The organism is Streptomyces solitudinis (genome assembly GCF_036323765.1).
GTDB lineage: Bacteria > Actinomycetota > Actinomycetes > Streptomycetales > Streptomycetaceae > Streptomyces.
On sequence record NZ_JAZDCW010000008.1, the window covers coordinates 154,831 to 176,312 of the forward strand.

Below are 21,482 nucleotides of genomic sequence, written 5' to 3' on the forward strand. Positions count from 1 at the left end.
CCGCACAAGCTCCCGCCTACCATGGAACCCGTGCCGAACCTGCTCGAAGTCGCGCGTAACCCCCTGGCGTACGTCGCCCGCCGCTGGACGCCCACCCAGGACGTCCTCCAGCGCGCCAGCCTGGCCGCCGTCCTCATGAGCGTCCTCATCATCGTCACCGGGGGCGCCGTCCGGCTCACCGGCTCGGGGCTCGGCTGCGACACCTGGCCCAAGTGCAGCGGCGACAGCCTGTTCGCCACGCCCGAGATGGGCCTGCACGGCGCCATCGAGTTCGGCAACCGCCTGCTCACCTACGTGCTGTGCGCCGCCGTCGGCTGGGCCATCGTCGCCGCCCGCAGCACGAAGCCGCGCCGCCGCGGGCTCGCCCGGCTGGCCTGGTGGCAGTTCTGGATCGTCATGGGAAACGCCGTGCTCGGCGGCGTCGCCGTCCTCACCGAGCTGAACCCGTACACCGTCGCCGCGCACTTCCTCCTGGCGACCGGGCTGCTCACCGTCACCGTCGTCACCTGGGAGCGGGCCCGCGAGGGTGACCTCCCGCCGCGTCCGCTGGCCGGGCCGCGGGTGCGGCAGCTCGGCGGCGCGCTCGTGGCGGCCACCGCCGCGCTGCTGGCCGTCGGCACCGTCGTCACCGGGGCGGGCCCGCACGCCGGTGACAGCAGCGACGTGCCGCGCATGCCGGTGGACTGGGAGACGGTCACCCGGGTGCACGCCGCGTTCGCCTGGACGGTCGTCGCGCTGGCCGTGGCGCTGTGGCTGGTGCTGCGCGTCGTGGACGCCCCGGCCCGGCCGCGGGCGCGGACGCGGGACCTGCTCGCCGTGCTGGCCTCGCAGGTCGTCGTCGGGTACGCCCAGTACCTCACCGACGTGCCGGAGATCCTCGTCGGCATCCACCTGTTCGGCTCCGCGCTGGTGTGGATCGCCGTGCTGCGCGTCGTCCTCGCGCTGCGGGAGCGGGGCGGGGCGCCCGGTGAGACCTCCGCCGAACCGCCTGCTGAGACGTCCGCTAAGACCTCCGCCGCCCGGCCCGAGCCCGCTCCGGCCGCGTAGTCCCCCAGGACGGCAGGACCGGCAGCACGTCAGCACCGGCACAGCACCACCGGGAGAGCGCCGCCGGCGCCGCCGTGGCGCAGTCCACGCGTCCCGGCGTGGCCGCCCGCCCTACCCGGCGGTAGCATCGCCGCATGGCAGACACCCACAGCGACGACACGACGCCGAACACCACGGGGACCGCCGAGCCGGAGGCCCCCGCCGCCGACGCCCGCGCCGCCCGGCAGGCGGCCAAGCTCGCGAAGTCCATCACCGCCTTCGCCCAGCGGCACGGCGGCAGCGCCGAGGGGCAGCTCGCCTACGTCGGGCAGCGCGGCGTGCGCATCTCCCTCGTCGCCGAGGACGGCACCTGGGGGGACCTGATGGCCCCGAGCCACGCCATCGCCGAGCGGGCCGTCGCCCGGGCGGGCATCACCGTGCGCGAGACCTTCGACGGCGAGATGGCGGCCCGGGTGCGTACGGGCCCCTACGAGTGGTCCCGGATGGCCGGCAGCCAGCTCGGCGGCCCCGCCAACCCCTGACCGCCCGGGCGCGGCACACCCGCCGGACACGACCGAGGGGCCGTGTGCCGCTCACCCCGTCGCGGGGGAGCGGCACACGGCCCCTCGGTGCCGGTGTCAGCGCAGGAAGGGGTCGATCGCGACGGCGACGAAGAGGATGGAGACGTAGGTGATCGACCAGTGGAACAGCCGCATCTCCTTCAGCTTCGCCCCGGTGGCGCCCGCCTTGGCCCGGGACTGGAGCGCGTGCGCCTCCCACAGCCACCAGCCGCCGGTCAGCAGGGCCACCACCGGGTAGAACCAGCCCACGTAGCCCAGCGGCCACAGGGCCAGCGAGACGGCCACCATCACCCAGCTGTAGAGCACGATCTGCCGGGCCACCACCCGGTTGGACGCCACGACCGGCAGCATCGGCACGCCGACCCGCTCGTAGTCGTCCTTGACCTTCATCGACAGCGGCCAGTAGTGCGGCGGCGTCCAGAAGAAGATGACCAGGAACAGCACGACGGCCGCCCAGCTGACCTCGTTCGTCACCGAGGACCAGCCGATCAGCACGGGCATGCAGCCCGCGATGCCGCCCCACACGATGTTCTGCGCGGTGCGCCGCTTGAGCAGCATCGTGTAGACGACGACGTAGAACAGCAGGGCGCCCAGCGACAGCGCGGCCGACAGCCAGTTGACGAGCAGTCCGAACCACAGCGTCGAGACGACGGCCAGCGACAGCCCGAAGACCAGCCCCTCGCGGGGCGAGACGACACCGGTGACCAGCGGGCGCTGGGCGGTGCGCGTCATCAGGGCGTCGATGTCCCGGTCGATGTACATGTTCAGCGCGTTCGCGCCGCCCGCCGACAGGTAGCCGCCGACGCAGGTGACCAGCACCAGGAGCAGGTCGGGCACGCCCTGGGCGGCGAGGAACATCACCGGGACCGTGGTGATCAGCAGCAGCTCGATGATGCGGGGCTTGGTCAGTGCCACGAAGGCCCTGATCCGCGCCCCGCGCGGCGGCGGGCTCCCGGCGGTTCCCCCACGCGCAGCGAGCACCCCCGCGGGACGGGATTCGACGGCCGTCACGAACACCCCTGAATGAGCGACATCCGCGGCTCGCACCGCGTGGGAACAAGCGAGGCCCGGGGTGAACGCCTCCCGGCACGGCTCGCACGTACCACGCCACTGTAGACGGCGGCCATACGCGCCCGGACTGCGGGGTGGGTCGTGTTGGGCGGTATGCGACGCCGCGCCGCGCCCGCGGCCGGGACCGGAATGCGCCGGAGACCGGGACGGTTCTCCAGGTGAGGAAGGAGCGGACGCGGGTACCTCGGTGATCGAGGAATGAACACAGCCGAGAACGGGCGTGCGGACGGCGGTAGGCTCGGCAGCGCCCGGTGAGGGACGGACAGGTCACCGGCATTTCGCATGCGGAGAGGAGCCCTGAGACAGGGTGAGCACCAAGCCGACCACCACAGATGCCGAGAGTGCCACGTCACCGTTCGAGTGGACGGAGCTGGACCAGCGGGCCGTCGACACGGTCCGGGTCCTGGCCATGGACGCCGTGCAGAAAGTCGGGAACGGCCACCCGGGTACGGCGATGAGCCTGGCCCCCGCCGCCTACGTCCTGTTCCAGAAGCTCATGCGGCACGATCCGGCCGACGCCCACTGGACGGGCCGGGACCGCTTCGTCCTGTCGGTGGGGCACTCCAGCCTCACCCTCTACATCCAGCTGTACCTGGCCGGGTACGGCCTGGAGCTGGACGACCTCAAGGCGTTCCGCACCTGGGGCAGCAAGACCCCCGGCCACCCCGAGTGGCACCACACCACCGGTGTGGAGACGACGACCGGCCCGCTGGGCCAGGGCATCGGCAACGCCGTGGGCATGGCGATGGCCGCCCGCTACGAGCGCGGCCTGTACGACCCGCAGACGCCCGCCGGGCAGTCGCCCTTCGACCACACCGTCTGGGTGCTGTGCGGTGACGGCGACCTCCAGGAGGGCGTGGCCGCCGAGGCGTCCTCGCTGGCCGGGCACCAGAAGCTCGGCAACCTGGTGATGCTCTGGGACGACAACCACATCTCCATCGAGGGCGACACCGAGACGGCCGTCTCCGAGGACACCCTCAAGCGGTACGAGGCGTACGGCTGGCACGTCCAGCGCGTCGAGCAGGCCCCCGACGGCGACCTGGACCCGAAGGCCCTGTACGAGGCGCTGCGGGCGGCCCAGGCCGAGACCTCGCGGCCCTCGCTCATCGCCGCCCGCTCCATCATCGCCTGGCCCGCGCCCAACGCGCAGAACACCGAGGCGGCCCACGGATCGGCGCTCGGCGCCGAGGAGGTCGCGGCCACCAAGCGCCTGCTCGGCTTCGACCCCGAGGCGCACTTCGCCGTCGAGGACGCCGTCCTCGCGCACACCCGCCGCGCCCTGGAGCGGGGCAGCCAGGCGAAGGCGGCCTGGGAGAAGGAGCTGTCCGCCTGGCGCGAAGCCAGCCCCGAGCGGGCTGCCACCTTCGACCGCGTCCGCGAGCGCCAGCTCCCCGAGGGTTGGCGCGAGGCGCTGCCCGTCTTCGAGGCGGGCAAGGACGTCGCCACCCGCAAGGCGTCCGGCGCGGTCCTCAAGGCGCTCGGCGCGGTGCTGCCCGAGCTGTGGGGCGGCTCGGCCGACCTCGCCGGCTCGAACAACACCACCATCGCCGAGACGTCGTTCCTCCCCGAGGGCAACAAGCTGCCCGGCGCGGACCCGTACGGCCGCACCGTGCACTACGGCATCCGCGAGCACGCCATGGGCGCCGTCATGAACGGCATCGCCCTGCACGGCAACACCCGCATCTACGGCGGCACCTTCCTGGTGTTCTCCGACTACATGCGCCCCGCCGTGCGGCTCGCGGCACTGATGAAGACGCCGGTCACCTACGTGTGGACGCACGACTCGATCGGCCTGGGCGAGGACGGCCCGACGCACCAGCCGGTCGAGCAGCTGTCCGCGCTGCGCGCCATCCCGGGCCTGAACGTGGTCCGCCCGGCCGACGCCAACGAGACGGCGACGGTGTGGGCGGAGATCCTCGAACGCCACGAGATCCACCCGGCCCCGCACGGGCTCGCCCTCACCCGGCAGAACGTGCCCACGTACGAGGCCGACCCGGACGCCGCCAAGGGCGGCTACGTCCTCTTCGAGGCCGAGGGCGGCGAACCGGAGGTCGTGCTCATCGGCACCGGCTCCGAGGTGCAGCTCGCCGTGGCCGCCCGTGAACTGCTCCAGGCCGAGGGCGTGCGCGCCCGCGTGGTCTCCATGCCCTGCGTGGAGTGGTTCGAGGAGCAGGACCAGGCGTGGAAGGACGCGGTGCTGCCGCCGTCCGTCCGGGCGCGCGTCGCCGTCGAGGCCGGCGTGGCGCAGTCCTGGCACCGCTACCTGGGCGACGCGGGCCGCGTCGTGTCCCTGGAGCACTTCGGCGCCTCCGCCGACTACCAGACGCTCTACCGCGAGTTCGGCCTGACCGGCGAGGCGGTCGCCGCCGCCGCCCGCGAGTCCCTCGAAGCCGCGCGCTGACGCCCGTACCCGACAAGCAGGAGATGCATTTCCCATGACAGACGCACTCAAGCGCCTCTCCGACGAGGGCGTGGCGATCTGGCTGGACGACCTGTCGCGCGAGCGCATCACGTCCGGCAACCTCGCCGAACTGCTCGACCAGTGGCACGTCGTCGGCGTCACCACCAACCCGTCGATCTTCCAGAAGGCCATCTCGGGCGGCGAGGGCTACGACCGGCAGCTCACCGACCTCGCCACCCGCCGCGTCTCCGTGGAGGAGGCGCTGCGCATGATCACCACCGCCGACGTCCGGGACGCCGCCGACATCCTGCGGCCCGTCTACGAGGCCACCGGCGGCCGGGACGGCCGGGTCTCCATCGAGGTCGACCCGCGCCTGGCGCACAACACCCGGGCCACCACCGCGGAGGCCCGGCAGCTCGCCTGGCTGGTGGACCGGCCCAACACCCTCATCAAGATCCCGGCCACCGAGGCCGGGCTGCCGGCGATCACCGAGACGATCGCGGCGGGCGTCAGCGTCAACGTCACGCTGATCTTCTCGCTGGACCGCTACCGCGCGGTCATGGACGCCTACCTCACCGGCCTGGAGCAGGCCGACGCCAAGGGCCTGGACGTCTCCACGATCCACTCGGTCGCCTCGTTCTTCGTCTCCCGGGTGGACAGCGAGGTCGACAAGCGGCTCGCGGCGCTCGGCACCGAGGAGGCCGCGGCCCTGCGCGGCAAGGCCGCCCTCGCCAACGCGCGGCTGGCCTACGAGGCGTACGAGGAGGTCTTCTCCTCCGACCGCTGGAAGGCGCTGGAGACCAAGAACGCCAACGCGCAGCGCCCGCTGTGGGCCTCCACCGGCGTGAAGGACCCGGCCTACCCGGACACCCTCTACGTCACCGAGCTGGTCGCCCCCGGCACCGTCAACACGATGCCGCAGGCCACGCTCGACGCCACGGCCGACCACGGCGAGATCACCGGGGACACCGTGCGCGGCACCTACGAGCAGGCCCGCGCCGACCTTGACGCGATCGCCCGGCTGGGCATCGCCTACGAGGAGGTCGTGCACCTGCTGGAGGTCGAGGGCATCGACAAGTTCGAGGACTCCTGGAACGACCTGCTCCGGTCCACGCAGGCCGAGCTCGAGCGCCTCGCCCCGAAGGAGGCGTAACGACGGTGAGCAGTTCCGCAGCCGGCCCCGACAACCCGCTGCGTGACGCACAGGACCGGCGGCTCCCGCGCATCGCGGGGCCGTCGGGCCTGGTCATCTTCGGCGTCACGGGTGACCTCTCCCGCAAGAAACTCATGCCCGCCGTCTACGACCTCGCCAACCGCGGGCTGCTGCCGCCGGGCTTCTCGCTCGTCGGCTTCGCCCGCCGCGAATGGGCCCACGAGGACTTCGCCGAGGTCGTGCACGCCTCCGTCAAGGAGTACGCCCGCACGCCCTTCCGCGAGGAGGTCTGGCAGCAGCTCGCCCAGGGCATGCGCTTCGTGCCCGGCGTCTTCGACGACGACGTCGCCTTCGAGACGCTGAAGGCGACCATGACCGAGCTCGACAAGGAGCGCGGCACCGGCGGCAACTTCGCCTTCTACCTCTCGGTGCCCCCGAAGTTCTTCCCCACCGTCGTGCAGCAGCTCAAGAAGCACGGCCTGTCGGACGCGCCGCGGGACTCGTGGCGGCGCGCGGTCGTCGAGAAGCCCTTCGGGCACGACCTGGCCAGCGCCCAGGAGCTGAACGAGGTCATCCACGGCGTCTTCCGCGCCGGCGAGGTCTTCCGCATCGACCACTACCTCGGCAAGGAGACCGTCCAGAACATCCTGGCCCTGCGGTTCGCCAACACCATGTTCGAGCCGCTGTGGAACCGCAGCTACGTGGACCACGTGCAGATCACCATGGCCGAGGACATCGGCATCGGCGGCCGCGCGGGGTACTACGACGGCATCGGCTCCGCCCGGGACGTCATCCAGAACCACCTGCTCCAGCTCCTGGCCCTCACCGCCATGGAGGAGCCCTCCTCCTTCGACGCGAAGGCGCTGGTCACCGAGAAGCTCAAGGTGCTCAACGCCGTGCGGCTGCCCGAGGACCTCGGCCAGCACACCGTGCGCGGCCAGTACGCGGCCGGGTGGCAGGGCGGCGAGAAGGTGCTCGGCTACCTGGAGGAGGAGGGCATCGACCCCCACTCCAAGACCGACACCTACGCCGCGCTCAAGCTGGAGATCGACAACCGGCGCTGGGCGGGGGTCCCGTTCTACCTGCGCACCGGCAAGCGCCTGGGCCGCCGCGTCACCGAGATCGCGGTCGTCTTCCAGCGCGCGCCCTACTCGCCCTTCAACGCCACCGACACGCAGGAACTGGGCCAGAACGCGCTGGTCATCCGGGTGCAGCCGGACGAGGGCGTGACGATCCGGTTCGGGTCGAAGGTGCCGGGCACCTCGATGGAGATCCGGGACGTGACGATGGACTTCGCCTACGGCGAGTCGTTCACGGAGTCCAGCCCCGAGGCGTACGAGCGGCTGATCCTGGACGTCCTCCTCGGCGACGCCAACCTCTTCCCGCGCCACCAGGAAGTGGAACGCTCCTGGGAGATCCTCGACCCCGTCGAGGACCACTGGGAGCGGCACGGCAGGCCCGAGCCGTACCCCGCCGGGACCTGGGGTCCGAAGGCGGCCGACGAGATGCTCGCACGCGACGGTAGGAGCTGGCGGCGGCCATGAACATCGACCTCACACAGACCACGTCGAGCCAGGTCAACGCGGCGCTGGTGAAGGCGCGGCGGGCGGCCGGCTTCCCGGCCGTCGGCATGGTGCTGACCCTGGTCATCGTCACCGACGAGGGCAACCACTACGACGCGCTGAAGGCCGCGAGCGACGCCTCGTGGGAACACCCCTCACGCATCCTGGTGGTCATCCGCCGCCCGGGGCGCTCCCCGCGCGACCGCTCCCAGGCCCGGCTGGACGCCGAGGTGCGCCTCGGCGGCGAGACCGGGACCGGCGAGACGGTGCTGCTGCGGCTGCACGGCGAGCTGGCCAGCCACACCTCCAGTGTGGTCCTGCCGCTGCTGCTGCCGGACGCGCCCGTCGTCGTCTGGTGGCCGGAGGACGCGCCCGAGCACCCGGCCGCCGACCTGCTGGGCGCCCTCGCGCAGCGCCGCATCACCGACAGCGCCGCCGCCGAGGACCCGGCCGCCATGCTCGGCCACCGGGCCGAGACGTACGCGCCCGGCGACACCGACCTGGCCTGGACCCGCGTCACCCCCTGGCGCAGCGTCCTGGCCGCGGCCCTCGACCAGAAGCCGACGCGCATCACCGGTGCCGTCGTGGAGGGCGAGGAGGACAACCCGAGCACCGAACTGCTGGCCCTGTGGCTCGCCGACCGGCTGGACGTACCGGTGGAACGCGTCGTCTCCGGCGGACCGGGGATCACGGCGGTGCGCCTGGCCACGCCGGACGGCGAGATCTGCCTGGACCGCCCCGACGGGCGGCTGGCCGCCCTCGCGGTGCCCGGCCAGCCCGACCGCAGCGTGGCGCTGCACCGCCGCTCCACGGCGGAGCTGATCGCCGAGGAGCTGCGCCGCCTGGACCCGGACGAGGCGTACCACCACGCCCTGTGCCACGGCCTCAACGCCCGGCCGGGGCCGGAGGGCTGCGCCACCCGGCAGCCGTCCGCGGCCCGGCGGGCGGCACGGACGCCGCAGGCCGGGGCGGCCGCGGACGCCGGTGACGCCCCGGGCGCCACCGGCGCCCCTCAGGGGGACGAGGGCGCTGCCGCGAAGGAGCCGGAGAAGGCGCCGGGGAAGCCGGCGAGGGCAGGGCGGGCCGCTCCGGGAAAGCCGGAGAAGACGGGCGGGAAGGCGGGCGGCCGGTGAGCGGGGAACCGCAGCTCTCCGTCCACCGCGACGCCGGGGAGATGGCCGGCGCCGCCGCGGACCGGCTCGTCACCACGCTGGCCGCCGCCCAGGCCGACCGGGGCGCCGCCTCCGTCGTCCTGACCGGCGGCCGGGGCGGCAACGCCCTGCTGCGGGCGCTCGCCGCCTCCCCGGCCCGCGACACCGTGGACTGGGCGCACCTGGACGTGTGGTGGGGCGACGAGCGCTTCCTGCCGGACGGCCATCCGGACCGCAACCACACCCAGGCCCGTGAGGCGCTGCTGGACAGCGTCCCGCTGGACCCGGCGCGGGTGCGTCCGATGGGGCCGTCCGGGGCCGCCTTCGGGGACGACGCCGACGCGGCGGCCGCCGGGTACGCCGCCGAGCTGGCCGCCGCCGCGCCGCCGGAAGCGGACGGCGCGGTGCCCGGGTTCGACGTGCTGCTCCTGGGGGTCGGCCCCGACACGCACGTGGCGTCCCTCTTCCCCGGGCTGCCCGGGGTGCGGGAGACGCGGCGGAGCGTCGTCGGCGTGCACGGCGCGCCCAAGCCGCCGCCCACCCGGGTGTCGCTGACGCTGCCCGCCATCCGGGCCGCCCGGGAGGTGTGGCTGCTGGCGGCGGGCGAGGACAAGGCCGAGGCCGTGGCGCTCGCGCTGTCCGGCGCGGGCCCGGAGCGGGCTCCGGCCGCCGGCGCCCGCGGGCGGGAGCGCACGCTGTGGCTGCTGGACGAGGCGGCGGCCTCCCGGCTCCCCGCGCTCTGACCGGCCGGGCGGGCCCGCCCGGCCGCCGGGCCCGCCCGCCGCGGCTGGGGGCGCCGCCACCGCAGCGCGCCGTGCGGGCAGCCTGCCGCGGGGTCAGGCTGCCGTCGGCACACCGGTGGACAGCAGCAGCACGACGTCGACCACCGCCACCGTCAGCACCGCGTGGAACGCCGCCCGCGATCCGGGGCGGCGGCCCAGGAGCCAGCCCGCGCCGATGATGAGCACCACGGCGGGCACGGCGGCCAGGCGCGCGCCGGACACCGCGCCGGACGGGCCGAGCACCAGCAGCACCGAGGTGACCAGCACCAGTGCGGCGGCCACCGCGCGGCTGCGGCCGGCGCCCAGCCGGTGCGGCAGCCCCCGTACGCCGACGGCCAGGTCGTCGGCGAGGTCGGGCAGGACGTTGACGAAGTGCGCCGCGCAGCCCAGCAGCGCGGCCGCGGCCATCAGCCACACCGGCGGCAGCGGCGCTCCGGGCAGGCCGAGCGACACGAACGCCGGCAGCAGCCCGAAGGACAGCGCGTAGGGCAGCACGGACAGCGCGCTCTTCTTCGCTCCGAGGTCGTAGGCCCACGCCGAGACCAGCGCGGCCAGATGGACCGCGGTCGCCGGAAGGCCGGACGGCAGCGACAGGGCCACCGCCGCCACCGCCGCGGCCAGCACCCCGGCGGCCACCGCAGGCCGGGAGAGCCGTCCGGCGGCCACCGGCTTGCCCGCACGGCCGGTCTCTGCGTCGCGCCGCGCGTCGACCAGATCGTTGAGCCAGCCGACCGACAGCTGGCCGGCCAGCACCGCCGCCACCACCGTCACCGTGCCGGCGGCGTGACGGCCGTAGCTCACCGCCAGCCCCGCGGCGACGGCCGTCACCGCCAGGACGGGCAGCGGGTGCGAGGCGCGGACCCACGCGGCCACCGTCCCCACAAGACGCCTCATGGGCCACGAGTGTGCCAGCCTGGCCCCATGTCGCGCGAAACGGCACGGAGGGGGCACCCGCCCGTGCGGCCCAACGATCCCGTCCTGTACGAGAGACTCGCCGACCAGTGGTGGCAGCCGCGGGGGTCCTTCGCCATGCTGCACTGGCTGGCCGCCGCCCGGGGCGCCCTCGTGCCGCCGGCCCCCCGCCCCGGCGCGGTCCTGGTGGACCTGGGCTGCGGCGCCGGACTGCTCGCGCCGCACCTGGCGGGCAAGGGCTACCGGCACGTCGGGGTGGACCTCTCGCACGCCGCGCTGCGCCAGGCGGGTGAGCACGGGGTGGAGGCGCTGCGGGCGGACGTGCTCGCTGTCCCGCTGCCCGACGGCTGCGCGGACGTCGTGGCCGCCGGGGAGATCCTCGAACACGTCGGCGACCTGCCGGGCGCGGTGGCGCAGGCGTGCCGGCTGCTGCGCCCCGGGGGCCTGCTGGTGCTGGACACGCTGGCGGCCACCGCGCTGTGCCGCTGGGTGGCCGTGGAGATCGCCGAGCGCCTGCCGGGGCTGGCGCCCCGGGGCGTGCACGACCCCGCCCTCCTGGTCGACCGGGCGGTCCTGACCGGCGAGTGCGCCCGGCACGGTGTACATCTGGAACTGCGGGGTATCCGGCCCTCTGTGACTGATCTGCTGCTGTGGACCGCCGGGCGCCGGGCCACGGTGCGCATGGTGCCGGTGCCCACCACGGCGGTGCTGTTCCAGGGCCGTGGCCGCAAGGAGGAATGAGTGCCGCTGTCCCAAGCCACCGCAGTCCCCGGCGCACCGTCGGGCCCGGACGACGCCCGGGCCCGCGCCCGTCGGCTCGCGCCGGGGCTGGCCGCCCGGGCCGGGTCCCACGACGCCTCGGGCACCTTCCCCGAGGCCGACTTCGACGAACTGCGCGCGAACGGGTTCATGGGCCTGATGACGCCCGTACGGCTCGGCGGGTGCGGGGCCTCCTTCGCCGACTACACGGCCGTCGCGACCGAGCTGGCAGCCGGCGCCGGCGCCACCGCGCTGGTGTTCAACATGCACGCCGCGGTCACCGGAGCGCTGGCGCACGCCCCCGAGGAGCTGGTCCGGCAGCTCGGCGCCCCCGAGACGTTCTCGGCCTCACGCGACCGGGTGCTGGCCCGCGCCGCCGAAGGCGCCCTGTACGCCGTCGCGATGAGCGAACGCGGCGCGGGCTCACGGCTGTCCCGCGTCACCACCGCGTACCGCAGGACCGACGGCGGTTTCCGCGTCACCGGAAGCAAGGCGTTCGTCTCCGGCGCGGGCCATGCCGACGCCTACCTCGTCGCCGCCCGGGACGCCGCGTCCGCCGAACCGAGGGTGTCCTACTTCCTGGTGCCGGCGGGCAGCGGCGTACGGGTGGAGCCCACCTGGGACTCGATGGGCATGCGCGCCACCGGCAGCCACGACGTCCACTTCGACGCCGAGGTTCCGCAGGACGCCCTGGTCGGCGGGGTCGAGGGGCTGGCGGTGCTGCTCGCCCAGGTCATGCCGCAGTGGCTGGTGGCCTCCTACGCCGCCGTCTACGTCGGTGTGGCCCGCGCGGCGCTGCGGGAGGGCACAGCGCACCTGCGGGAGCGCGGCCTGCACACGTTGCCGGCGGTGCGGGCCCGGATGGGGCGGGCGGACGCCGCGGTCGCCGCCGCAGCTCTCGTCGTCGCCGAGGCCGCCCGGCGGGTGACCGAGAGCCCCGGGGAGCCGGAGACCAACCACTGGGTGTGGCGGGCCAAGCTGACCGCGGGCGACACCGCCGCCGAGGTGGCGTCCTCAGTGCTCGAAGCCGCCGGCACCTCGGCCACGCGGCGCGGCCACCCCCTGGAGCGGATCTACCGGGACGCCCGCTGCGGGGCGCTCCAGCCGGCCACCTCGGACGTCTGCGCGGACTGGCTGGGCGTCGCCGCCCTCGGCGGCGACCCCGAACACGACACCCCGGTTCCCCGGTGGTGACCGCCGCGATCACCGGGCGGGGCACGGCCCTGCCCGGCGCCGTCGAGCAGCAGGCGCTGTGGGACGGGTTCTTCCACCGGCACTTCTCGGCGAGCCGCATCGCCGGGCGGGTCTTCGCCGGGGCGGGCGTGCGGCGGCGGCACACCGTGGCCAACCCCGTCGACGAGGACCTGTCCGGCTGGTCGACCGCGGCCCGGATGCGGCGCTACGCGCACGAGGCACAGCCCCTGGGGCACCGGGCCGTGGCGGCGGCCCTCGCCGACGCCCGCGTCGCACCCGACGCCGTCGGACTGCTCACGGTCGTCTCGTGCACCGGCTACGGCACACCCGGGGTGGACATCCAGCTCGCCGCGTCACTCGGACTGCGTCCGGACGCGCAACGGCTGCTCGTCGGGCACATGGGCTGCTACGCCGCCCTGCCCGCGCTGCGCAGCGTGGCCGACTACGTGGTCGCCCGCGGGCAGACCGCCGTCCTGCTGTGCCTCGAACTGACCTCGCTGCACGTGCAGCCGCCGACGAACGAGGCGCAGCAGGTGGTCTCCCACGCCCTGTTCGGCGACGCGGCCACGGCCCTCGTGCTCCAGCCGGGGCCCGCCCCGGCCCCGGCGGCGCCCCGGCCCGCGCTCGAACTGGTGGACGTGACCGCGCTGACCGACCCCACCACGGGCGATCACATGACCTGGGACGTCACCGACCTGGGCTTCCGCATGGGACTGTCGCCCCGGGTGCCGGACGTCCTGGCGCAGCACGTGCGGCCGGTGGTCAAGGACCTGCTGGCCCGGCACGGACTGGACCTGCCGGACGTCCGGGCGTGGGCCGTGCACCCGGGCGGCCCCCGCATCCTGGAGACCGTGGAACAGGGCCTCGACCTGCCCCCGCACGCCCTGGCGGCCTCGCGCACCGTCCTGGCCGAGCACGGCAACTGCTCGTCGGCGACCGTGCTGCTGGTACTCGACCGGCTGCTCACCGACGGCACGCTGGACGAGGGCGGGCCGGTGGTGGCCCTGGCCTTCGGCCCCGGGCTGACCCTCTACGCCGCCCTGCTGTCCGCGTCCCCCGCCCCCAGCGGCCCGGCCGGGACCTCCCGCCGCGCCGGAGCCGCCCCCGCGGACCTCCCCGCGGCACGGTGACGGGCCCGCGGACGCCTCCTTGGGTTCCCGGGGCCGTCCCGGGCCGGGTCCGCTACTCCCAGCGGAAGAAGCGCGCGGCGGCCGCCAGCGCGGCCACGGCCCAGACGGCGAGCACACCGAGGCTGCCCCAGGGCAGGCCCGCGCCGTGCTGGAGCACCTCCCGCAGACCCTCGGAGAGCGCGGCGACCGGCAGCAGGGCCAGCACCTCCTGCACCCCGCCGGGGAACTTCTCCAGCGGCACCACGACGCCGCCGCCGAGCAGCAGCAGGACGAAGACGAGGTTCGCCGCGGCCAGGGTGGCCTCGGCGCGCAGCGTCCCGGCCATGAGCAGGCCGAGACCGCTGAACGCCGCCGTCCCCACGACCAGCAGCAGCGCCACCACGGCCCAGTTCCCCCGCGGCGACCAGCCCAGCGCGAGGGCCACCGCGCCCAGCAGCGTCACCTGGAGCACCTCGACGCCCACCACGGCGGCCGTCTTCGCCGTCATCAGGCCCCAGCGCGGCAGCGGGGAGGCACCCAGGCGCTTGAGCACCCCGTAGCGGCGTTCGAAGCCGGTGGCGATGGCCTGCCCGGTGAACGCCGTGGACAGCACGGCGAGCGCGAGCACTCCGGGGGCGACGTAGTCCACCCGCCCGCCGCCGCCCTCGGGGACGTCCACCACGTCCACGGCGCTGAACAGCACCAGCAGCAGCGTGGGGATGACGACGGTGAGCAGGAGCTGCTCGCCGTGGCGCAGCGCCATCCGCAGTTCCAGCGCGGCCTGCGCGGCGATCATCCGCCCGCGCGGCGCGGCCCCGGGCGCGGGGGTGTGGGCTCCCGCCGCTCCCGCGGCGTCCGTGGTCGGCGTCGCGCTCATCCCCGCAGCTCCTTGCCGGTGAGTTCCAGGAAGACGTCCTCCAGGGTGTGCCGCTCCACCGCGATGCCGTCCGGCAGGACGCCCATCTGCGCGCACCAGGAGGTGACGGTGGCGATGAGCTGCGGGTCCACGGTGCCGCGCAGCCGGTAGACGCCGGGTGCCGCCTCGGCGGCCGCGGTGTCCGGCGGCAGCGCGGTGAGCAGGGAGCCCAGGTCGAGCCCGGGGCGGCCGGTGAAGCGCAGGGTGTTCTCGGCCCCGCCCCGGCACAGCTCGTCGGGGCTGCCGTGGGCGATGACGCGGCCCGCGTCGACGATGGCCACGGCGTCGGCCAGCTCCTCCGCCTCGTCCATGTGGTGCGTGGTCAGGACGCAGGTGACGCCGTCCGCGCGCAGCTCGCGCACCAGCTCCCAGGTGGCGCGGCGGGCCTGCGGGTCGAGCCCGGCCGTCGGCTCGTCCAGGAAGACCAGCTCCGGGCGGCCGACGACGGCGAGGGCGAGCGCGAGGCGCTGCTGCTGCCCGCCGGAGAGCCGCCGGTAGGGGGTGCGGCCGCAGGAGCCGAGCCCCAGGCGTTCGGCGAGCGCGCCGACGTCGAGCGGGTGGGCGTGCAGCCGCGCCACGTGGCGCAGCATCTCCCCGGCCCGCACCCCGGGGTAGACGCCGCCGCTCTGGAGCATCACGCCGAGGCGGGGCCGCAGCCGCGCGGCGTCGGCGACCGGGTCCAGGCCCAGGACGCGGACGGTGCCCGCGTCGGGGCGCCGGTAGCCCTCGCACGTCTCCACGGTGGTCGTCTTCCCGGCGCCGTTGGGGCCGAGCACCGCCGTGACGGTGCCGTACCCGACGGTGAGGTCCAGGCCGTCCACCGCCACCGTGCGGCCGTACCGTTTGACCAGCCCCGCGACCTCGACGGCCGCCTTCTCGCGCATACCGGCGAGTCTAGGCAGGCGGGCTCCGCGGCAGCGGCGCGGGGTCCGGCCGGGCAGGGCCCGGCGGGTAAGGCATGCCTTACGTGACGCAGCCCATTGCCGCAGGTCACAGTCCCCACTTGCCGCCCTCCGCCGAATTACGCAACAATGGCGTTGTGAAAAAGACGGGTGACGCTCACACGACGCGGGAGGCCACGGCGGCCCCCGCGGCGACGGGTGCGCACGCGGTGCTGGACGAGCAGCACGGCACCCGCAACCGGGTCGCGCGCTCGATCCTCGACCACGGCCCGTCCACGGCGGCGGAACTGGCCGAGCGCCTGGCGCTGACCCAGGCCGCCGTCCGCCGCCACCTGGACGCCCTCGTCGCCGAGAACGTCGTCGAGGCCCGCGCGCAGCGCGTCTACGGCGCCCGGGGCCGCGGCCGTCCCGCCAGGGTCTTCGCGCTGACCGACTGCGGCCGGGACGCCTTCGACCAGGCGTACGACGAACTCGCCGTCGACGCCCTGCGCTGGATCGCGCAGGCCGCGGGCGACGGGGAGCGGGGCCGGGCCGCGGTGGCGGCCTTCGCCCGTGCGCGGGTCGCCGCGCAGGCCGAGCGGTACCGCGAACGGCTGGAGCGGGCCGCCCCCGAGAACCGCACACAAGCGCTGGCCGAAGCCCTGTCGGAGGACGGGTACGCTGCTCTGGCACGCAGTGCGCCCGCCTCCGCCGGAGAGCAGCTCTGCCAGCACCACTGCCCGGTGGCGCACGCCGCCGAGCGGTTCCCGCAGCTGTGCGAGGCGGAGACGGAGGTCTTCTCCCGCCTGCTCGGCACCCACGTGCAGCGCCTGGCCACCATCGCGCACGGTGACGGGGTGTGCACCACCTTCATCCCGCGGGCCGTCGCCCCCGACGCGCCCGACACCCACGCATCCGCACCATCTTCTGCAAGCACCGCCGGGAGGAACCCCGCATGACGCTCCCCACGGAGACTGCCCACCCCGAGCTTGAGGGCCTGGGCAACTACGAGTACGGCTGGGCCGATTCCGACGCGGCCGGTGCCACGGCCAAGCGCGGCCTCTCCGAGGAGGTCGTCCGCGACATCTCCGGGAAGAAGTCCGAGCCGGAGTGGATGCTGAAGACCCGCCTCAAGGGCCTGAAGCTGTTCGAGAAGAAGCCCATGCCGAACTGGGGCTCGGACCTCTCGGGCATCGACTTCGACAACATCAAGTACTTCGTGCGGTCCACCGAGAAGCAGGCCCAGTCCTGGGAGGACCTGCCGGAGGACATCAAGAACACCTACGACCGCCTGGGCATCCCGGAGGCCGAGAAGCAGCGGCTGGTCGCCGGTGTCGCGGCCCAGTACGAGTCCGAGGTCGTCTACCACCAGATCCGCGAGGACCTGGAGAGCCAGGGCGTGCTGTTCCTGGACACCGACACCGCCCTGCGCGAGCACCCGGAGCTGTTCCAGGAGCACTTCGGCACGGTGATCCCGGCCGGCGACAACAAGTTCGCCGCGCTGAACACCGCCGTGTGGTCCGGCGGCTCGTTCATCTACGTGCCCCCGGGCGTGCACGTCGACATCCCGCTCCAGGCCTACTTCCGGATCAACACCGAGAACATGGGCCAGTTCGAGCGGACGCTGATCATCGTCGACGAGAACGCCTACGTGCACTACGTCGAGGGCTGCACCGCGCCGATCTACGACTCGGACTCGCTGCACTCGGCCGTCGTGGAGATCATCGTCAAGAAGGGCGGCCGCTGCCGCTACACGACGATCCAGAACTGGTCGAACAACGTCTACAACCTGGTGACCAAGCGCGCCGTGGCCTACGAGGGCGCGACGATGGAGTGGGTCGACGGCAACCTCGGCTCCAAGGTGACCATGAAGTACCCGGCCATCTACCTCATGGGCGAGCACGCCAAGGGCGAGACGCTGTCGGTGGCCTTCGCCGGCGAGGGCCAGCACCAGGACGCCGGCGCGAAGATGGTCCACATGGCGCCCAACACCTCCTCCAACATCGTCTCCAAGTCGGTGGCCAGGGGCGGCGGGCGCACCTCCTACCGCGGGCTCATCGAGATCGCCGAGGGCGCGGAGAACTCCAAGTCCAACGTGCTGTGCGACGCGCTGCTGGTGGACACCATCTCCCGCTCCGACACCTACCCCTACGTCGACGTCCGCGAGGACGACGTGACGATGGGCCACGAGGCGACCGTCTCCAAGGTCAGCGACGACCAGCTCTTCTACCTGATGAGCCGGGGCATGGCCGAGGACGAGGCCATGGCGATGATCGTGCGCGGCTTCGTCGAGCCGATCGCCAAGGAGCTGCCCATGGAGTACGCGCTGGAGCTGAACCGGCTGATCGAGCTCCAGATGGAAGGCGCGGTCGGCTGAGGCCCCGGCCCGCCGTCCCGCGTCCCGCGTCCTGACCCGAGAAAGAGAACCTGTAGTAGCCATGGCTGAGGCTCAGAACATCCCGGCGGGCGTCACCGCCTCCGGACCGATCGCGGTGGCCGCCGAGTCCACCGTCGCCACCCGGATGAGCGCGCCGCCGTCCTTCGACGTGGCGGACTTCCCCGTGCCGCACGGCCGCGAGGAGGAGTGGCGCTTCACGCCGCTCGACCGGCTGCGCGGCCTGCACGACGGCAGCGCCGAGGCGTCCGGCGGGCTCAAGGCCGAGATCTCCGCGCCCGAGGGCGTGAGCGTCGAGACCGTGGCCCGTGACGACGCCCGGCTCGGCCGGGCGGGCAAGCCGGTGGACCGGGTGGCCGCGCAGGCGTACAGCGCCTTCGAGAAGGCCACCGTCGTCACCGTGCCGAAGGAGGCCGTGCTGACGGAGCCGGTGAGGGTCGGCCTGCACGGCGAGGGCGGGGTCTCCTACGGGCACACGGTCTTCGAGCTGGGCGCCTTCGCCGAGGCCGTCATCGTGATCGACCACACCGGCGACGCCGTGCGCGCCGCCAACGTGGAGTTCGTCCTCGGCGAGGGGGCCAAGCTCACCGTCGTCTCGGTGCAGGACTGGGCCGACACCGCCGTGCACTGCTCCCAGCACAACGCCCTCATCGGCCGGGACGCGAGCTTCAAGTCCGTCGTCGTCACCTTCGGCGGGGACGTGGTGCGGCTGCACCCGCGCGTCACCTACGCGGGGCCCGGCGGTGAGGCCGAGCTGTACGGCCTGTACTTCACCGACAACGGGCAGCACCAGGAGCACCGCCTGTTCGTCGACCACGACGCCCCGCACTGCCGCAGCAACGTGGCCTACAAGGGCGCGCTCCAGGGCCAGGACGCGCACGCCGTGTGGATCGGCGACGTGCTGATCCGCAAGGCCGCCGAGGGCACCGACACCTACGAGCTGAACCGCAACCTCGTCCTCACCGACGGGGCGCGGGTCGACTCGGTGCCGAACCTGGAGATCGAGACGGGCGAGATCGCCGGCGCCGGGCACGCCTCGGCCACCGGCCGCTTCGAGGACGAGCAGCTGTTCTACCTCATGGCGCGCGGCATCCCCGCCGACGACGCGCGCCGGCTGGTCGTGCGCGGCTTCTTCGCCGAGCTCGTCCAGCAGATCGGCCTGCCCGACGTCCAGGAGCGCCTGCTCGCCAAGATCGACGCCGAGCTGGAGGCGTCCGTCGCATGAGCGTCTACGTCGCAGTGGCGAGCCTGGCGGAGCTGGAGGAGGACACCCCCAAGCGGGTGGACGTCGACGGCACGCCGGTCTCGCTCGTGCGCACCGGGGGGGAGGTGTTCGCGATCAACGACATCTGCTCGCACGCGAACGTCTCCCTCTCCGAGGGCGAGGTGGAGGACTGCGCCATCGAGTGCTGGCTGCACGGCTCCAGCTTCGACCTGCGCACCGGCCGGCCCTCGGGCCTGCCCGCCACCCGGCCCGTCCCCGTGTACCCCGTAAAGATCGAAGGAGACGGCCCGGACGCGGCCGTGCTCGTCTCCGTCACCCAGGAGTCCTGAAGCCCCATGGCCACCCTTGAGATCCACGACCTGCACGTCTCCGTTGAGACCGACAACGGGCCCGAAGAGATCCTGCGCGGGGTCGACCTGACCGTGAAGCAGGGCGAGACGCACGCCATCATGGGCCCGAACGGCTCCGGCAAGTCCACGCTCGCCTACTCGCTCGCGGGCCACCCGAAGTACACCGTGACCGGCGGCACCGTCACCCTCGACGGCGAGGACGTCCTGGCGATGTCCGTGGACGAGCGCGCCCGCGCCGGTGTCTTCCTCGCCATGCAGTACCCGGTCGAGGTGCCCGGCGTCTCCGTCTCCAACTTCCTGCGCACCGCCGCCACCGCCATGCGCGGCGAGGCCCCCAAGCTGCGCACCTGGGTGAAGGAGGTCAAGGAGGCCATGACCCGGCTCTCCATCGACCCCGCCTTCGCCGAGCGCAACGTCAACGAGGGCTTCTCCGGCGGCGAGAAGAAGCGCCACGAGATCCTCCAGCTCGAACTGCTGAAGCCGAAGATGGCGATCCTGGACGAGACCGACTCCGGGCTGGACGTCGACGCCCTGCGCGTCGTCTCCGAGGGCGTCAACCGGGTGCGCGAGTCCGGCGAGGTCGGCACGCTGCTGATCACCCACTACACGCGCATCCTGCGCTACATCAAGCCCGACCACGTCCACGTCTTCGCCAGGGGCCGCATCGCCGAGTCCGGCGGGCCGGAGCTGGCCGACAAGCTGGAGGCCGAGGGCTACGAGCAGTACGTGAAGGGCGGCGCCCCCTCGTGACACACCTGCCGGGCCTCCTCGACACCGAGGCGATTCGCAAGGACTTCCCCATCCTGGACCGCCTGGTCCACGACGGAAAGCGGGTCGTGTACCTGGACAACGCGGCGACCTCGCAGAAGCCGCGCCAGGTGCTCGACGCGCTGAACGCCTACTACGAACGGCACAACGCCAACGTCCACCGCGGCGTGCACGTGCTGGCCGAGGAGGCCACGGCACTGTACGAGGGCGCGCGGGACAAGGTGGCCGCCTTCATCAACGCGCCCAGCCGCAACGAGGTGATCTTCACGAAGAACGCCTCGGAGTCGCTGAACCTGGTGGCCAACATGCTGGGCTGGGCGGACGAGCCCTACCGCGTGGACGGCGACACCGAGATCGTCATCACGGAGATGGAGCACCACTCCAACATCGTCCCGTGGCAGCTGCTCGCGCAGCGCACCGGCGCGAAGCTGCGGTGGTTCGGCCTGACCGACGACGGCCGGCTCGACCTGTCGGACATCAGGCAGGTCATCACCGAGAAGACGAAGGTCGTCTCCTTCACGCTGGTGTCCAACATCATGGGCACGGTCAACCCGGTCGAGGAGATCGTCCGCCGGGCGCAGGAGGTCGGCGCGCTGGTCGTGGTGGACGCCTCGCAGGCCGCGCCGCACATGGTGCTGGACGTGCAGGCGCTCCAGGCGGACTTCGTCGCCTTCACCGGGCACAAGATGTGCGCTCCGACCGGCATCGGCGTGCTGTGGGGCCGACAGGAGCTGCTGGAGGACCTGCCGCCGTTCCTGGGCGGCGGGGAGATGATCGAGACGGTCTCGATGAACTCCTCCACCTACGCGCCCGCGCCGCACAAGTTCGAGGCGGGCACGCCGCCGATCGCGCAGGCCGTGGGGCTCGGCGCGGCGGTGGACTACCTCAGCGCCATCGGCATGGAACGGATCGCCGCCCACGAGCACGCCCTGACCGGGTACGCCGTCGAGCGGCTGCGCGAGGTGCCCGACCTGCGCATCATCGGCCCCACCACGGCCGAGGACCGGGGCGCGGCCATCTCCTTCGTGCTGGGGGACATCCACCCCCACGACGTGGGCCAGGTGCTGGACGAGCAGGGCATCGCCGTGCGCGTCGGCCACCACTGCGCCCGTCCCGTGTGCCTGCGGTACGGAATTCCTGCGACCACGCGGGCGTCGTTCTATCTGTACTCCACACCGGCCGAGGTGGACGCCCTGGTGGAGGGGCTGGAGTACGTACGGAACTTCTTCGGATGAGGGTGGCCTGA

20 protein-coding genes are annotated in these 21,482 nt (G+C 73.6%); 16 read left to right on the top strand and 4 right to left on the bottom strand.

What is annotated here, in order from left to right; genetic code table 11:
• Positions 1–21: 21 nt before the first annotated feature.
• Both V1J52_RS20620 and V1J52_RS20625 read left to right on the top strand, forming a co-directional pair.
• Complete coding sequence (locus V1J52_RS20620; RefSeq protein WP_330141399.1) at positions 22–1,047, top strand: COX15/CtaA family protein; 1,026 nt, start codon at positions 22–24, stop codon at positions 1,045–1,047.
• 134 nt (positions 1,048–1,181) lie between these two features.
• Positions 1,182–1,568, top strand: a complete 387-nt coding sequence (locus V1J52_RS20625) for a hypothetical protein (protein WP_330141400.1) — start codon at positions 1,182–1,184, stop codon at positions 1,566–1,568.
• 96 nt (positions 1,569–1,664) lie between these two features.
• Here the strand turns inward: V1J52_RS20625 and V1J52_RS20630 are convergent, their stop codons facing one another.
• Positions 1,665–2,618: a heme o synthase gene (locus V1J52_RS20630; RefSeq protein ID WP_330141401.1), complete on the bottom strand. Its 954-nt coding sequence runs from the start codon at positions 2,616–2,618 to the stop codon at positions 1,665–1,667.
• Between the two features lie 367 nt (positions 2,619–2,985).
• Between V1J52_RS20630 and tkt the strand changes: the two genes are divergently transcribed.
• Genes tkt through pgl form a run of 5 tightly spaced genes read left to right on the top strand, consistent with a single transcriptional unit; the run spans position 2,986 to position 9,688 of the window.
• A complete protein-coding gene (tkt, locus tag V1J52_RS20635) occupies positions 2,986–5,079 on the top strand; it encodes a transketolase (RefSeq protein ID WP_330141402.1) in 2,094 nt (697 codons plus the stop codon).
• 34 nt (positions 5,080–5,113) lie between these two features.
• On the top strand, positions 5,114–6,232 hold the full coding sequence (tal, locus tag V1J52_RS20640) for a transaldolase (RefSeq protein WP_330141403.1): 1,119 nt from the start codon (positions 5,114–5,116) through the stop codon (positions 6,230–6,232).
• A gap of 5 nt (positions 6,233–6,237) precedes the next feature.
• Positions 6,238–7,776, top strand: a complete 1,539-nt coding sequence (zwf, locus tag V1J52_RS20645; protein ID WP_330141404.1) for a glucose-6-phosphate dehydrogenase — start codon at positions 6,238–6,240, stop codon at positions 7,774–7,776.
• A complete protein-coding gene (gene opcA, locus V1J52_RS20650) occupies positions 7,773–8,927 on the top strand; it encodes a glucose-6-phosphate dehydrogenase assembly protein OpcA (protein ID WP_330141405.1) in 1,155 nt (384 codons plus the stop codon). Before zwf ends, opcA begins: the two co-directional genes overlap by 4 nt.
• A complete protein-coding gene (gene pgl / locus V1J52_RS20655; RefSeq protein WP_330141406.1) occupies positions 8,924–9,688 on the top strand; it encodes a 6-phosphogluconolactonase in 765 nt (254 codons plus the stop codon). Before opcA ends, pgl begins: the two co-directional genes overlap by 4 nt.
• 93 nt (positions 9,689–9,781) lie before the next feature.
• Here the strand turns inward: pgl and V1J52_RS20660 are convergent, their stop codons facing one another.
• Positions 9,782–10,621, bottom strand: a complete 840-nt coding sequence (locus tag V1J52_RS20660; protein WP_330141408.1) for a UbiA family prenyltransferase — start codon at positions 10,619–10,621, stop codon at positions 9,782–9,784.
• Between the two features lie 63 nt (positions 10,622–10,684).
• Here V1J52_RS20660 and V1J52_RS20665 point away from each other — a divergent pair, with 63 nt between their 5' ends.
• Genes V1J52_RS20665 through V1J52_RS20675 form a run of 3 tightly spaced genes read left to right on the top strand, consistent with a single transcriptional unit; the run spans position 10,685 to position 13,722 of the window.
• Positions 10,685–11,380, top strand: a complete 696-nt coding sequence (locus V1J52_RS20665; protein WP_330141409.1) for a class I SAM-dependent methyltransferase — start codon at positions 10,685–10,687, stop codon at positions 11,378–11,380.
• Entirely contained in the window at positions 11,381–12,592 is a 1,212-nt protein-coding gene (locus V1J52_RS20670) for an acyl-CoA dehydrogenase family protein (protein ID WP_330141410.1), read from the top strand.
• Complete coding sequence (locus tag V1J52_RS20675) at positions 12,589–13,722, top strand: type III polyketide synthase (protein WP_330141411.1); 1,134 nt, start codon at positions 12,589–12,591, stop codon at positions 13,720–13,722. The genes V1J52_RS20670 and V1J52_RS20675 overlap by 4 nt, the downstream gene beginning before the upstream one ends.
• A 52-nt stretch (positions 13,723–13,774) precedes the next feature.
• Here V1J52_RS20675 and V1J52_RS20680 read toward each other — a convergent pair whose 3' ends face one another.
• Complete coding sequence (locus V1J52_RS20680) at positions 13,775–14,578, bottom strand: ABC transporter permease (RefSeq protein ID WP_330141412.1); 804 nt, start codon at positions 14,576–14,578, stop codon at positions 13,775–13,777.
• Positions 14,575–15,501, bottom strand: coding sequence for an ABC transporter ATP-binding protein (locus V1J52_RS20685; protein ID WP_330141413.1), 927 nt, complete (start codon positions 15,499–15,501; stop codon positions 14,575–14,577). The genes V1J52_RS20680 and V1J52_RS20685 overlap by 4 nt, the downstream gene beginning before the upstream one ends.
• Before the next feature lie 155 nt (positions 15,502–15,656).
• On the opposite strand from V1J52_RS20685, the gene V1J52_RS20690 reads away from it, so the two are divergent.
• From V1J52_RS20690 to V1J52_RS20715, 6 genes are all read left to right on the top strand, one after another.
• Positions 15,657–16,457: a helix-turn-helix transcriptional regulator gene (locus tag V1J52_RS20690; RefSeq protein WP_443075882.1), complete on the top strand. Its 801-nt coding sequence runs from the start codon at positions 15,657–15,659 to the stop codon at positions 16,455–16,457.
• The gene (gene sufB, locus V1J52_RS20695) at positions 16,454–17,875 is read left to right on the top strand and encodes a Fe-S cluster assembly protein SufB (RefSeq protein ID WP_330141415.1); all 1,422 of its coding nucleotides are present in this window, start codon (positions 16,454–16,456) and stop codon (positions 17,873–17,875) included. The genes V1J52_RS20690 and sufB overlap by 4 nt, the downstream gene beginning before the upstream one ends.
• Before the next feature lie 61 nt (positions 17,876–17,936).
• Positions 17,937–19,118, top strand: a complete 1,182-nt coding sequence (gene sufD, locus V1J52_RS20700; protein WP_330141416.1) for a Fe-S cluster assembly protein SufD — start codon at positions 17,937–17,939, stop codon at positions 19,116–19,118.
• Positions 19,115–19,447: a non-heme iron oxygenase ferredoxin subunit gene (locus V1J52_RS20705; protein ID WP_330141417.1), complete on the top strand. Its 333-nt coding sequence runs from the start codon at positions 19,115–19,117 to the stop codon at positions 19,445–19,447. Before sufD ends, V1J52_RS20705 begins: the two co-directional genes overlap by 4 nt.
• 6 nt (positions 19,448–19,453) lie before the next feature.
• Entirely contained in the window at positions 19,454–20,218 is a 765-nt protein-coding gene (gene sufC / locus V1J52_RS20710; protein WP_330141418.1) for a Fe-S cluster assembly ATPase SufC, read from the top strand.
• Positions 20,215–21,471 (top strand): cysteine desulfurase, encoded by a 1,257-nt coding sequence (locus tag V1J52_RS20715; protein WP_330141419.1) that lies wholly within the window; start codon positions 20,215–20,217, stop codon positions 21,469–21,471. The genes sufC and V1J52_RS20715 overlap by 4 nt, the downstream gene beginning before the upstream one ends.
• Positions 21,472–21,482: the final 11 nt, after the last annotated feature.

What these genes read in the sequence shown, in the direction of transcription:
- V1J52_RS20620 (WP_330141399.1), top strand. Translation starts at nt 22, where the DNA reads ATGGAACCCGTGCCGAACCTGCTCGAAGTCGCGCGTAACCCCCTGGCG.
- V1J52_RS20625 (WP_330141400.1), top strand. Translation starts at nt 1,182, where the DNA reads ATGGCAGACACCCACAGCGACGACACGACGCCGAACACCACGGGGACC.
- tal (WP_330141403.1), top strand. Translation starts at nt 5,114, where the DNA reads ATGACAGACGCACTCAAGCGCCTCTCCGACGAGGGCGTGGCGATCTGG.
- opcA (WP_330141405.1), top strand. Translation starts at nt 7,773, where the DNA reads ATGAACATCGACCTCACACAGACCACGTCGAGCCAGGTCAACGCGGCG.
- V1J52_RS20660 (WP_330141408.1), bottom strand. Translation starts at nt 10,621, where the DNA reads ATGAGGCGTCTTGTGGGGACGGTGGCCGCGTGGGTCCGCGCCTCGCAC.
- V1J52_RS20680 (WP_330141412.1), bottom strand. Translation starts at nt 14,578, where the DNA reads ATGAGCGCGACGCCGACCACGGACGCCGCGGGAGCGGCGGGAGCCCAC.
- V1J52_RS20685 (WP_330141413.1), bottom strand. Translation starts at nt 15,501, where the DNA reads ATGCGCGAGAAGGCGGCCGTCGAGGTCGCGGGGCTGGTCAAACGGTAC.
- sufB (WP_330141415.1), top strand. Translation starts at nt 16,454, where the DNA reads ATGACGCTCCCCACGGAGACTGCCCACCCCGAGCTTGAGGGCCTGGGC.
- sufD (WP_330141416.1), top strand. Translation starts at nt 17,937, where the DNA reads ATGGCTGAGGCTCAGAACATCCCGGCGGGCGTCACCGCCTCCGGACCG.
- V1J52_RS20705 (WP_330141417.1), top strand. Translation starts at nt 19,115, where the DNA reads ATGAGCGTCTACGTCGCAGTGGCGAGCCTGGCGGAGCTGGAGGAGGAC.
- sufC (WP_330141418.1), top strand. Translation starts at nt 19,454, where the DNA reads ATGGCCACCCTTGAGATCCACGACCTGCACGTCTCCGTTGAGACCGAC.